Genomic DNA, 11,613 nt, shown 5'->3' with positions numbered 1-11,613 from the left:
GGATAATGCCGCTCAGGCACGGCAGCTGAAACCGCCGTCTACATACAAGGTACTGCCTGTGCTCCAGCGGTTTTGCTGTAATAAGTACAACACTGCATCGCTGATATCCCCGGGTTGGCCAAAGCCGAGCGGGTGTTTGTTCTCGATTGCACTGATGGCCTCTGCGGCAACTTCGGCATAACCGTTATTGAGCGGGGTTTTGATCATCCCGGCGGCGATACAATTGACCAGCACTTGATCTTTTGCCAGTTCCAGTGCGGCACTACGACATAGCGCAGCCATCGCAGCTTTACTTGCGGCATAGCCAGACACGGCTGGCTCTGCCTGAGACTGGCTCACAGAAGACAGCAACACCACAGAGGTCGGGGCACCGGCTGCGCGTACTTTTTTACGGGTAAAAGCCCGTAATAATGCCAGGGCACCGCCGGTATTGATGCGAAACATGCGCTCAAAGTCGGCGTAACAGGTGGAACGCAACGGCGTCATCTGATGCACGCCGGCGCATTGCACCGCGCCCTGAAAAGGGCCATGGGCTGTGGCGTTGGCAATGATGTGCTCGGTCAGGCTATCTGGTTCGTTAAGATCGACCTGCGCAACCTGGTGTTCGCCGGGTAAGGTGCCGCGGATCTGTTCCAGTAGTGCCAGATTGCGCCCCAATAACAGCAGGCTGTAGCCGTTGTTGCTCAGCCGCTGACAAATATCCTGGCCCAGCTCTGAGCTGGCACCACAGACAACAACCCGGGCAGAGTTGACTGCCTGATTGTCGTTACCTTGCTTAAACTCCATGATTAACTCCTTGCAAAGTGTCTTGATTAAGGCGCTGGCCCGTTTGTGCAATGACCGCGGAAACATCGTGGTCGATTTGCGCACATACCTCGGCGCTGTGCTCTTCAAGGTAAAAGTGCCGCCCCGCATATTGGTGGCTGCACAGGGAAAAGTGAGAAAAGTCCTGCCAGGGGGGCAGCTCTGTCGTGTTCACGATTTCATCATCAGTGGCGCTGAAGACACTCAGGGCACAAGCGAGCGGACTGGGCTTGCGCAGTGGTGCACATTCGGCGAGATAAAAGTCGTCGCGTACCTGCGCCAGCAGACGTTGCCGGACTTCAGGGTGGGTGAGTCTCTGGGCTGGGAACTGTTGCAAACGCTGCAACTGCTCGGCCAGCGGCTCATCCGCCAGTGTGTGTACCTGGGTTCGGCTGGGCAGTGAAGGTGCCCGGCAGGCGGACACGCCCAGCCACAGTGGCAAAGGTTGGCCCGACTTTTGAAGTGCCAGAGCCAGCTCAAAAGCGACTCTGGCTCCCAGGCTGTGTCCGAAAAAAGCAAACGGAGTCTGGCATTGGCCTAGTTCTCTCAGTAGCTGCGCTGTCAGTTCTGACCAGTCACGACAGCCTGCCATCGCCAGTTTGTCGCCACGACCGGGCAAGTCGGGACAAACCACGCGCCAGTGAGCGGGCAGTAACTGCGACCAGGCACGAAAATAGCGTCCCGACCCGCCGGCATGGTGAAAGCAAAACAAGGTGAACGGTTTTACAGCATGGGTCATAGCTTAATATCCATCGCCGGACGCAACGCCAGGGTCTGGCCGTTTTGCCAGCCCGGATCACTGGCCTGGCGCCAGATCTCGGCCAGCACTTGCTCGCGCAGCATGACCGCAGGCTTGGCACCGTATACCGAATTGCGCATGGCTCGCTTTAGTGCCTTGCGCTCGGTATCATCACTGGCGCACAGCGGCAATGCCAGGCTATTTACCCGTATCGGATAGCCACACCACTCTTTGGCCAGGCTTTTTTGTAATGCATCTATGCCATAGCAGGTGATGCTGTCGTGGCCGTGCTGGCAACCTTGCTCCTGAACATAAGCATAAGCATCCGACAGTAACGGATAACACAGACTGCCTTCAAATTCGCGCAACACACCACAGCAATATTTGGCGGTCAGAAACGCCGCTTCGATGTGCGCCTGGCTGACCGTTGGATCGACTGTTGCGGCGCTATCCGCAATGCCGCCGATGGCATGCAGTACAACCAGGCCGGTGTCTTTGCTTTGCGCGCTGAGCTGTTGAAACAGCACCGCGTCTGGTTCATCGGCTTGTGCCAGCGCTTCTATTGTCAGCGTTGCTAAAGCCGGAAAGCGCGCGACTATCTCTGCTGTCGGCGCGAGCAATAGTGGTGACTTGCCCTGAGCTTGCAAATAGTCGATCAGTGCACGGTCCCAGTCGCTGTGGGCAAACGCGTAGATGACTCTGCTCATAGTAAAAACCCTCCGTCCAGTTTGATCACCTGGCCGTTGCAATATCCAGCTCGCGGTGTGGCAAGAAACAACACCCAATCGGCCACTTCAGATACTTGTCCGACCCGCCCGAGCGAGGTATGTGCAAGTACAGGCCTGGCTTTGTTTTGTGGCATGACATCGGCCATTTCAGTGGCTATCAATGCAGGCGCCAGCGCATTGCAATAAATGCCCGATTCTCCATAACGTCGCGCCAACATGCGGGTCATGCCAATCACGGCCCCCTTGGAGGCCGCGTAGTTTGCCTGGCCTTCACGTCCTGACACGCCGCTGAGCGATACCAGATTAACGATCCGTCCCTGACCTGCGCGCTGCATATGAGGCAATACGGCCTGGCACAGAGAAAATGCGCCGACAAAATTCACCTGCATTACGGCATTAAAGTCGTCCCGGCTCATGGTCTGTAACAAGTTATCCCGGGTGATACCGGCATTATTGACCAGTACATCAATACGCTGATGCCGGGCAATAATCCTGGCAACCGTTGCTTCGACGAATTCAGGGTCGTCCACTGAACCGCTGAATTGGACATAGTTTGGCTGCGTCAATTCTTCAGCCACATCCTTACTGCGGCACAGCCCGAAGACCCTGGCACCCTGCGCCAGAAAAGCCTGCGCCAGTGCCAGCCCGATCCCGCGGGACGTGCCTGTGATCAAGACCACCTTATCTTGCAATTGCAGGTCCATATCAGGCCTCCGACGACACAGGCTGACTGAAATGGATAGATACCTTGGCCCGGGCGACTTCCTCGTCGCCGACATAAGCGATGGCCTGAAAGAGCGCCATGTCCTCCAGGCGAGTCAATAATTGCGACTTAATCACCAGAATATCGCCAGGCACGACGGGACGCAGAAACTTGGCTTTGTCGATGCTCGACAACATGCCCGCGCTGTACTCGCTAACACACAGGCCACTGATCTGTGCCATTGTCTCGATGATCAGCACCCCGGGAAAGATGGGCTGGTCGGGAAAGTGGCCCTGCAAGCTTGGTTCATTGTGGCTAATAAACTTGTGCCCTTCGATATATTCGCCCGCCTCAAGACGCACAATGCGGTCGGCAAATTTAAATGGCGCCCTGTGTGGCAAGCGTTCACTCAAAGTGCTTAGGTGGTCTGTAAGCTCAGTGTTGCTCATCCGTTGTCTCCCCAGTCAAAGCTCAGATAAATAGCGATAAACAACACCACTGAGGTGCCTGCCAGGATCGTAAGTTGTGGTGCAACCTGCTGTAATCCAGCGGCTTCGTTGGCCACCAGGCGGAAGGCATCCAGAAAAGCGGTGGACGGTAGCCACTGCACGAAGGCTTCAAAAACGTCCGGGAAATAACTGGTTTGGAAATAAATGCCGGACAAGAACATCAGTGGGAAATACAGCATATTGGCGATGCCGGTAGAGACTTCGACCCGGGTGCTGCGGGCGCCGATCAAGACACCGAGCAGGCACAGACAGGCAGATCCACAAAACAGCACGACGGCGATATTGGCCCAGTTGCCGGGAGGTTTAAAGTCGAACATAAAGTAGAAAATGGCCAGCAATAATAATAGCTGGAAGCTCAGTAAAAACAGTCGAGCCAGCACCACGCCCATAATGTAATCCGATTTCTTAAAAGGTGATAACTTGAGGCGTTTAAAAAAGCCCTGCTGGCGATCTGAGACCAGGCCATTGGAGATGGAGAACAGCGCCAGACCAAGGATCTGTAGCACGATTATCCCGGGGATCAACCAGTCGACATAGCGATAGCCGACGATGCTGAGCTGCTGGCTACTCAGGGGGTTGCCCGATAAGCCGCTTTTCAGCTGCATCAGGTAGTTGATTGCCTTATCGTTAAATTGATCTGAGTCCCCTGTGGTATAGATTTGTCCCTGATTTAAAATCAACAGGGAGTCATACTGGGCCAGCAGGTTTTGCAATGGGCCTGAAGGTTGGATCTCCTGTTGCGCATCGGCCAAAGAGGCCAGAAGCTGTTCGGTTTGCTCCTGACTAAGCGTGATCAGGTTGACCTGCAGGTCGTCTCGCATCAACTCGCGCCAGCGCTTGTCTGGTGCCTCATTGTAGGTCACTGCAACATTGATTTCCTGCAACTGGGCGCTGCCGGAAAAGGCTTTGACCATTAACAGTGCAATCAACACCGGCAATGCAAAAGTCCATAGCATGGCCGCCGGCTCGCGAAAAAAGGGTCTGACATTGAGGAGCATTAATTGCCAGAATGGGTAAAGCTTAGGGCTGATTGTGTGGCTCATGCCATGCCTCCCGAAAGGTCAAATCCGGTTAATTTTAAAAACACGTCGTTCAGGGTCGCCTTGCGTGGCTCTTTGATGACCGGCTCGGCAAAAGTGCGATGGATAATGTCCTGAGGTGAACCCGACTCGATAATGGTGCCCTTGTCGATGATCGCCAGGGTATCGCACAAAAACTCCACTTCATCCATATAATGAGAAGTCAGTATCAGGGTGACACCATCGGCTTTGAGTTTGTTGAGGATCTCCCAGAATTCCTGGCGGCTGGTCGGATCCAGTCCGGTGGTGGGCTCATCGAGAAAGATGATCTCAGGTTTGCCGACCACAGCCATCGCCAAAAAGACCCGCTGACGTTGTCCGCCACTGAGCTCGCACAACCAGTTGTTGCGCTGTGGTGTAAGGTTAAACTGCTCCAGCACCTCGTCGATGGCCTGATAGTCCGGGTAAAAGCTGGCGAACAATCTAACCGCTTCCACTACCTTCAGGCGCGCATACATCTCATTTTCCTGCAGCACACCGGCTATGCGACGGCGGAGTTTTTTCTCGTTGCCCTGCCATGGCATGCCAAATAATTCTATGCTACCGGCGGAGGGCTTTTTCAGGCCCTGTAACATTTCCAGTGTGGTGGATTTGCCTGCCCCGTTAGGCCCGATAAAACCAAAACACTGGCCGCGTTCAACCTCAAAGGACACGCCCGCAACAGCCGTTTTTTGTGTTCTGTCATAGACCTTTTTCAGATCTTTGACCGCAATAACCTGTTCCATCCTTAACTCCTTGGTGCCGATGCGACACTATGTAACACACAGCCATGCATTATCTGCTCGGCATTAACAGACACCACCAGCACACGGCACAATGGTGCTTCGCTTGTCTGACTGGACATCTCATCAAGCCCCTGGATCAGGGCCTTTAAACCTTGACTTGCAATGCACAAATGGTTGTCGACCAACGGAGTGATGCTTTGTGCTTGCGGGCATAATTCGCTGAGCAGGTGCTGAGCATGCTGTAGCTCATGTTGGCGAGTTGCCGCAACGACCACATGGTCCACTTCCTCTAAGCAGACCATTTCGGGCAGTTGACTCCCTTGTGCTGTGGATACGGTAAAACACGCCACCACTTCGGCCAGCGGTTGGGTGTTTGTTGCGAGCCCGGATTCATTGACCATGACCAGTGCCGCGGCATTCGCTTGTTGGGTGTCTGCTGCATCCACCGCCTGGGCTTGCCAGATCTGTTTGCTGCTGTTGCTGCTGTCTTCGCCAGCCACCACCAGTGCCCGCTCAACCCGGTCGGCGCGCAGGTCGTAAAAGGCCTGCCACAAGGCTTGTAAACCCTCGTTACCACAGTCGCTGAAGTTTGCCGCTGTACCCCGGATCGTGTGGGCAATCGCCAGACTCCCCAAAGAGGCATTCAGCACGGTATCGGTAAACAGAGTACTCTTGATGTTGTTGGCGCCCAGCTTTGCCAGATCATCGTAGTTGCGCTCTTGTACTTCACTGCAACCCAGTGCCGTGGCGAAATAGCCGCCGCAGCGAGTCGGGTCGTTTGTTTCACGCTCTAATCCACTGGCCGCCAGTGCAAACTCGGCAGCGCCAATGGCATACTGGGACAAGCAGCTCATCCGGCGTCGGTACAGTGCCGGGAAATGCGCCTTGAGGCTAAAGCCGGCCTCGTCAAGCTCGGAGCTTGTGGCTGTTTTATCAGCAGCTGTGCGGATCTGACTATCGATTCGGGTATGCGCCGCGATAAAAACGCGCTGGTGTGATGCGGGTGCCTTTGGTACATGTGCAACGCCTCCACTGGCCAGCACTAAACTGGTGTTATGACCGCCAAATGCCGAATTGGTACTGGCAAACCAGTCAACTTGTTGTTCTGCCAGGCGCTCTCGGATCAGAGCATATCCCTGACAATCTTTACGCACGTCGTTGACACCCAGAGTCGCTGGCAGACAACCATGACGTTGTGCGGCCAGTACAGAGATAAGCTCCAGTGCACCAGCAGCGCCCAGAGCGTGGCCGAAATAGGATTTGGAACTCGACACCTGGGCTGTCATTGGTTGTTCACCACTGAGGGCTCTGTGGATCCCCTGTAGCTCGGCACCGTCATTAGCCGGTGTCCCGGTACCGTGGCTATTCACATAGTCAATTTGCGCGCCCGATACGTCCGCATCCGCCAGCGCCATACTGAGTGACCGAGATACGCCCCGACCTTCTGGTTCTGGTGCCGTGGCATGATAGGCATCCAGGCTGGAACCACTGCCACGTAGCTGAGCAAGTATGTTTGCTGCGCGCTGTTGTGCAGCTTCTGCCGTTTCCAGCACCACAAAACCCGCGCCTTCTCCCAGGCTCAGTCCGGTATCCACGCCATAGGGCGAACAGACGCCGGCAGAGACTGAGCGCAGCGAGTGAAAACCGGCATATACCAGTCTGGCCAGCGAGTCGCTGCCTCCGGCGATCACTATGTCGGCCTTGTTATCGCGTAGTAACTCGCGACCAAAGCTGATGGCGCTGCTGCTGGCGGTACACGCTGAGGTAAAACAAAACAGTGGGCCGTTCAGATTGAAATGGCGGTGCACATTGGCGGCCTGCCGATAAGCCGGATATTGTTTGATTTTTTCGTTGTCATGCTGCGCCATTCCTTCAAGCAAAATGTCGGTACCGGAATTGGCATTACCAAAACACAGCGCAACGCGCTTATCGGCCAGTTGTTCGAGGCTTAAACCGGCATCCGCCAACGCTTGTTCTACCGCCGAAATGGCAAACAGGGTAGCAAAGTCGAACTGGTCTGAGCTTGCTTTATGGCTGGTCCTAAACTCGTTGAGCAGGGCGGCATGATGGCTTTCCAGCTGCAACTGAGCAAAATCAGCCTGGGCTCTGACGCCTGAATGTCCGGCAGCCATGCTGGCAAACAAGGTTTGGTTGTTGCCGATGGCTGATTCCAGGCCATAGCCGGTGATCACCGCCATGGCGTTGTCATTATGGTTATTGCTTTGCATGAGTTACTTCCAATAGTGAGCTAAGGGTCGTTTTTCCCATTTGATTGAGCGGAAAAGACGGTAGCAGGGCGATATTAGGCACAGGGTAATCGCGAAAGGCGTCCCTGAGTGCCTGCTCGCACGGATGCTGCTGGCTTTGGGTTTCGACAAAAGCCAGCAGCTGTCCGCCGCGTTTGTCATTGTCGTCTTCGACAAAAAACAGTTTTAATGGCGCCGTACCAAAAAACACCTGTAAGCGTTGTTTTGCCTCTTCCAGTGACAAACGTTTTCCTTTGTATTTAAAGACTTTGTCTTTGCGTCCGAGGTGACGTATGCGACCATCGCTGAGTAAGGCAATTTTATCCATCATGACGAACTCTGGGTGGTCGCTCAGCAGATAGGGTGAGCGCAATATGGCCGTACCCTCGTCATCCAGCCGCAGCCGGACTTCGGAAAATAAAGTGAAGGTAGCGATACTATCCTGGGCGATAGCCCGAAAACCGATCCCACCAGTTTCGGTACTGCCAAGGACTTCAATCCCACTTAATTGGGGGACTGTTTTCTGTAGCGTGGCAAATTCAGCTTCGCGCCGTGCGCCGAAAGGTGCGCCCGAGCTGATCACCGCGCTGCCCGGAATCAGGTTTTCATGGGCCAGTAAATCCCAGACACTGGGGACCAGGATATTCAACATGCTGATCTCGCCACAGGGCGTGGCATCGATATATTGGGCGTCCTGATAGAAAACAGGCTTGTTTAATCGTATCGGTATCAACCAGGTCCAGATAAACCCATACATATGTTGCGGACTGATCAGCGCATTGATAAGCGCATAGCCTGAGAAATCCAGGCTCTGACAAATCCCTTCAGCTTCGGACCACATACTATGCAGTGATTTAAAAAACAAATTTGGCTTTCCGGTACTGCCTGAGGTGAGAAAGCCCACCCTGGCGTTACCTAGCCGGTGCATCAGACTGGCATCTAACCCTGTGCAATGTGGGGTAGCCGGCTCACCGTTATCGGTCCCGGCACACAATTGCTGCCAGCTCAGTCCGTCATTTCCGCCAAGCACGGGTGTGCGGCCACTTAACAGCAAACTGAAGACCGTTAGCATCAGCGCAATGGCATTTTGCTGTGCAACCTGCACTTCCTCTGTTTTACTCTGACGAGCCAACTCAGGACTGAAACTGAGCACCCGATTGAGCAGCTCAACCAGCTCGGCTTTGTCATAATGGCTGCCATCGCTTGCCATAAAACGGTGCAAGTGCTGCTGCGCTACCTGTGTCTGTCCCAGTTGTGAGATGATCAGGGTGGCCAGATCGGCAACGCAATTACGTAATGTATGGCGCTGCGGATAAAGCTTGATGCAGTAGTGGCGCTCGCAATCCGCGATAAGCTGCAACATATCAATAGAGTCTAGAAACAAAGGGGCACCAAGCAGATCGGCCTGATTATCCAGCTCTGCCAGTTCGCTTACTTCTATTTCCAATGAGTGCTGCATCAGCACGCGGATCTGCGCGACAACTTGCTGATGTCTCATACCTAGGGCTCCTGTGCAGTTTCCGTGTTATCTAAGCAGCGTAAACGCTCGGCAAGCCGCTTTTTACTCGCCGCTTTGGGCGGTAAAACCACAGCCTTACCATCGCTGACCAATTCACCTCGCTGGTTGTGCCAGCTGAGTGTTAGTTCAACCTGGCGAGTGTCTGCGAATTTGGCACTGACTTCGGCTTTGGCAAAAATGGTGTCGCCGATATAAATGGGCGCGTGAAACCCTATCTCCATCGACAGCACCATAGAGCCAACTCCGGGCAGCTTCATGCCAATAACCGGTGCTATCATGGCGGGCGCTATGCCGGCATGAGCTATGCGTCCCTGTAAGCCGAAAGAGTGTGCAAACACCTCATCAACATGCACCGGATTGAAGTCTCCTGTGATGCCAGCGAAGTTATACACATCCGTTTCGGCAATGGTCTTGCTGTGCCCTGCCTGCTCACCTATGGTCAGCTCTCTGAAGGTTTTACCTAGCGTGTACACAATGGCGACCTCAGGCTCTGGCTTCTTCGCTGACAAATTGTGCCAGGGCATTGATTGATGCCATTTTTTCCTTGATCACTTCATTGCCGTAGTTACTAAACTTCATGCCATACTTTTTCTCGATTGAGACCACGAGCTCAAGCACTTCAATACTGTCCAGTTCCAGGCCATCGCTTACCAGTCCCTGTTCGTCGTCCAGTTCGTCGATGGAATCCACCACCTCCAGGTTATCTACGATGATGTCCTGTTTGATAAAAGTTCTGATCTGGTCGAAATCAGCCATGTGAAAACTCCTTATTTTATTAGTTATGTAATTGATATTCCGGGAACAGCTTCTTAACCATAGTGTCAATGTCACGGTCCATCGGGCGGTCCTGGATCACTGGGGTGAAGTAGTCGCGTAGTTGCTCAAAGAAACGCATGGATTCGGTATTGAGCTTGTCTGCACTACCATCTTTATCGAGTACGTAAAAGGCCTGGCGGATTGCCATAGCGTGGATGGCTATCACAGGTTTCACCAAAGAAAGAATGTGTTTTAAGTCGCGGGCTGCAATGGTGCCCATGCTGACGATATCCTGGTTAAGTGCCTCGGTGGTACGGGAGAATACGCTCATCGGTGACGCATTCTTCAGGGCTTCAGCGGTCAGTGCCGAGGCGGTGATTTGTACAGCCTTGAAGCCATGGTTGATCCAGGACTCATCACCTAAGTCGTCAATGGCGACCAGGTTGTTTGGGATCCCGCCGTTCAACCTGTCATCAACTAAAATGCCCAGCTCGCGCTCCAAAAGGGCAGCGAGGTTGGCCAGTTGTGGTTTTAGTGCGTCGCAGACAGCTGCAACATGTCCACCATAAAAGTGTCCGGCGTTGAGGATCAGATCTTTTTGGTTGTCGAACAACGGATTGTCATTTACAGAGTTAATCTCCGTGGTGATCACCCGTTTGGCCCAGTCAAGCGTATCCAGCAGTGGCCCTATGACCTGAGGCGAACAACGAATGGAGTAGCTGTCCTGTAATCTGAATTGCTCTTTTTTTCCTGCCCCAAATTCATCGTCACTGCGCAGGCGGCGCCCCAGACGCTGCTCCGGGTTTGATAAGCGTTCGTAGATCATCGCAGCGCATTTGATCTGGCCCGGATGTGGCTTGAGGTTGTGTACCTGAGGGTGAAAAGGCGAAGCACGACCGTCAATCAGCTCAACAAATAGCGCCACTTGTTTGCAGCTTAGTTCGATAGCACGTTCAATTTCCAAAAATGACATAACGGCAATACCACACATTACCGATGTCCCATTCATGATGGCCAGCCCTTCTTTGGGCTTAAGGCGGTAAGGGGTGATGTCTAATTCAGCAAATACCTCACTGGTAGGGCGGATCTCTCCACGATAATAGACGTGACGCTTACCGGCCAGTGCCGCACCTATGTATGACAAAGGCGTTAAATCGCCACTTGCACCAACCGACCCCATAGCCGGGATAGCTGGGAAAATTCGGTGATTTAACAAGCATTCCATTTGTTTCAGCAGCTCCCAACTTACGCCAGAAAAGCCTTTGGCATTACAGTTGAGGCGGATCAGTAAGGTCGCTGCACAGATTTGTTCAGGCAGGTAATCCCCGACACCACATCCATGGTAGGCGATTAAGTTTTCTTGTAGACTGGCGGCAAGTTCGGGCGATATACGGTTGCTGGCAGAGTTGCCAAATCCAGTAGTAACACCATATATATCTTCACGATTCTCTATTTTATCATCAAGATATTCGCGATTTTCTCTGATGACTTTCTCCAACGCAGAATTCAGAGATATATCCACATTAGGGTTAGTTACAAACGAACCTACATCATCGATAAGTAATTCATAGTCCCCCCCGATTTCAAGAGTTAGGTGGTCTGAATTTCTGCTCGTTGATTTTGATACCAAGTCTTTGTCAAATATGTTTTCCATAGTTTATACGCCAATATAATTATTAAGATTACCCATGTAGCCTGCCTTGTCTGATAAATCCATTTTCAGTTTTTATGCACGCCGAAATAAGCTCGCTTTTCGAAAAAAGTGAGTTTTTTAATTAAAGGGGTGTTTTAAGACGCTTCCTTTT

The 11,613-nt window shown here is 53.0% G+C and carries 12 protein-coding genes; all 12 read right to left on the bottom strand.

What is annotated here, in order from left to right; translation table 11 throughout:
• Nucleotides 1–12 precede the first annotated feature (12 nt).
• From NH568_RS20775 to NH568_RS20720, 12 genes are read right to left on the bottom strand one after another with little or no spacing between them, the layout of a single operon-like run.
• A complete protein-coding gene (locus NH568_RS20775; protein ID WP_253050525.1) occupies nt 13–786 on the bottom strand; it encodes an SDR family oxidoreductase in 774 nt (257 codons plus the stop codon).
• A complete protein-coding gene (locus tag NH568_RS20770; protein WP_253050523.1) occupies nt 776–1,543 on the bottom strand; it encodes an alpha/beta fold hydrolase in 768 nt (255 codons plus the stop codon). Before NH568_RS20770 ends, NH568_RS20775 begins: the two co-directional genes overlap by 11 nt.
• A complete protein-coding gene (locus tag NH568_RS20765) occupies nt 1,540–2,250 on the bottom strand; it encodes a hypothetical protein (protein WP_253050521.1) in 711 nt (236 codons plus the stop codon). Before NH568_RS20765 ends, NH568_RS20770 begins: the two co-directional genes overlap by 4 nt.
• Nucleotides 2,247–2,975, bottom strand: a complete 729-nt coding sequence (locus NH568_RS20760; RefSeq protein ID WP_253050519.1) for an SDR family oxidoreductase — start codon at nt 2,973–2,975, stop codon at nt 2,247–2,249. The genes NH568_RS20765 and NH568_RS20760 overlap by 4 nt, the downstream gene beginning before the upstream one ends.
• Nucleotide 2,976: 1 nt before the next feature.
• Nucleotides 2,977–3,423, bottom strand: a complete 447-nt coding sequence (gene fabZ / locus NH568_RS20755; RefSeq protein ID WP_253050517.1) for a 3-hydroxyacyl-ACP dehydratase FabZ — start codon at nt 3,421–3,423, stop codon at nt 2,977–2,979.
• Nucleotides 3,420–4,526 (bottom strand): ABC transporter permease, encoded by a 1,107-nt coding sequence (locus NH568_RS20750; RefSeq protein WP_253050515.1) that lies wholly within the window; start codon nt 4,524–4,526, stop codon nt 3,420–3,422. The genes fabZ and NH568_RS20750 overlap by 4 nt, the downstream gene beginning before the upstream one ends.
• A complete protein-coding gene (locus NH568_RS20745) occupies nt 4,523–5,287 on the bottom strand; it encodes an ABC transporter ATP-binding protein (protein ID WP_054013675.1) in 765 nt (254 codons plus the stop codon). The genes NH568_RS20750 and NH568_RS20745 overlap by 4 nt, the downstream gene beginning before the upstream one ends.
• 2 nt (nt 5,288–5,289) lie before the next feature.
• Nucleotides 5,290–7,515 (bottom strand): beta-ketoacyl-[acyl-carrier-protein] synthase family protein, encoded by a 2,226-nt coding sequence (locus NH568_RS20740; RefSeq protein WP_253050513.1) that lies wholly within the window; start codon nt 7,513–7,515, stop codon nt 5,290–5,292.
• Nucleotides 7,502–9,031 (bottom strand): hypothetical protein, encoded by a 1,530-nt coding sequence (locus NH568_RS20735; RefSeq protein WP_253050511.1) that lies wholly within the window; start codon nt 9,029–9,031, stop codon nt 7,502–7,504. The genes NH568_RS20740 and NH568_RS20735 overlap by 14 nt, the downstream gene beginning before the upstream one ends.
• 2 nt (nt 9,032–9,033) lie before the next feature.
• The gene (locus NH568_RS20730) at nt 9,034–9,576 is read right to left on the bottom strand and encodes a MaoC family dehydratase (RefSeq protein WP_253050509.1); all 543 of its coding nucleotides are present in this window, start codon (nt 9,574–9,576) and stop codon (nt 9,034–9,036) included.
• The gene (locus NH568_RS20725; protein ID WP_054013672.1) at nt 9,536–9,808 is read right to left on the bottom strand and encodes a phosphopantetheine-binding protein; all 273 of its coding nucleotides are present in this window, start codon (nt 9,806–9,808) and stop codon (nt 9,536–9,538) included. The genes NH568_RS20730 and NH568_RS20725 overlap by 41 nt, the downstream gene beginning before the upstream one ends.
• Before the next feature lie 19 nt (nt 9,809–9,827).
• Entirely contained in the window at nt 9,828–11,462 is a 1,635-nt protein-coding gene (locus tag NH568_RS20720; protein ID WP_253050507.1) for an aromatic amino acid ammonia-lyase, read from the bottom strand.
• Nucleotides 11,463–11,613 lie beyond the last annotated feature (151 nt).

Origin of the sequence: Pseudoalteromonas sp. XMcav2-N, from assembly GCF_024124545.1 — a bacterium.
Taxonomy (GTDB): domain Bacteria; phylum Pseudomonadota; class Gammaproteobacteria; order Enterobacterales; family Alteromonadaceae; genus Pseudoalteromonas.
This window is presented reverse-complemented; position numbering and strand designations above follow the sequence as displayed.

What these genes read in the sequence shown, in the direction of transcription:
- NH568_RS20775 (WP_253050525.1), bottom strand. Translation starts at nt 786, where the DNA reads ATGGAGTTTAAGCAAGGTAACGACAATCAGGCAGTCAACTCTGCCCGG.
- NH568_RS20770 (WP_253050523.1), bottom strand. Translation starts at nt 1,543, where the DNA reads ATGACCCATGCTGTAAAACCGTTCACCTTGTTTTGCTTTCACCATGCC.
- NH568_RS20765 (WP_253050521.1), bottom strand. Translation starts at nt 2,250, where the DNA reads ATGAGCAGAGTCATCTACGCGTTTGCCCACAGCGACTGGGACCGTGCA.
- NH568_RS20760 (WP_253050519.1), bottom strand. Translation starts at nt 2,975, where the DNA reads ATGGACCTGCAATTGCAAGATAAGGTGGTCTTGATCACAGGCACGTCC.
- fabZ (WP_253050517.1), bottom strand. Translation starts at nt 3,423, where the DNA reads ATGAGCAACACTGAGCTTACAGACCACCTAAGCACTTTGAGTGAACGC.
- NH568_RS20750 (WP_253050515.1), bottom strand. Translation starts at nt 4,526, where the DNA reads ATGAGCCACACAATCAGCCCTAAGCTTTACCCATTCTGGCAATTAATG.
- NH568_RS20745 (WP_054013675.1), bottom strand. Translation starts at nt 5,287, where the DNA reads ATGGAACAGGTTATTGCGGTCAAAGATCTGAAAAAGGTCTATGACAGA.
- NH568_RS20740 (WP_253050513.1), bottom strand. Translation starts at nt 7,515, where the DNA reads ATGCAAAGCAATAACCATAATGACAACGCCATGGCGGTGATCACCGGC.
- NH568_RS20735 (WP_253050511.1), bottom strand. Translation starts at nt 9,031, where the DNA reads ATGAGACATCAGCAAGTTGTCGCGCAGATCCGCGTGCTGATGCAGCAC.
- NH568_RS20730 (WP_253050509.1), bottom strand. Translation starts at nt 9,576, where the DNA reads ATGCCCTGGCACAATTTGTCAGCGAAGAAGCCAGAGCCTGAGGTCGCC.
- NH568_RS20725 (WP_054013672.1), bottom strand. Translation starts at nt 9,808, where the DNA reads ATGGCTGATTTCGACCAGATCAGAACTTTTATCAAACAGGACATCATC.
- NH568_RS20720 (WP_253050507.1), bottom strand. Translation starts at nt 11,462, where the DNA reads ATGGAAAACATATTTGACAAAGACTTGGTATCAAAATCAACGAGCAGA.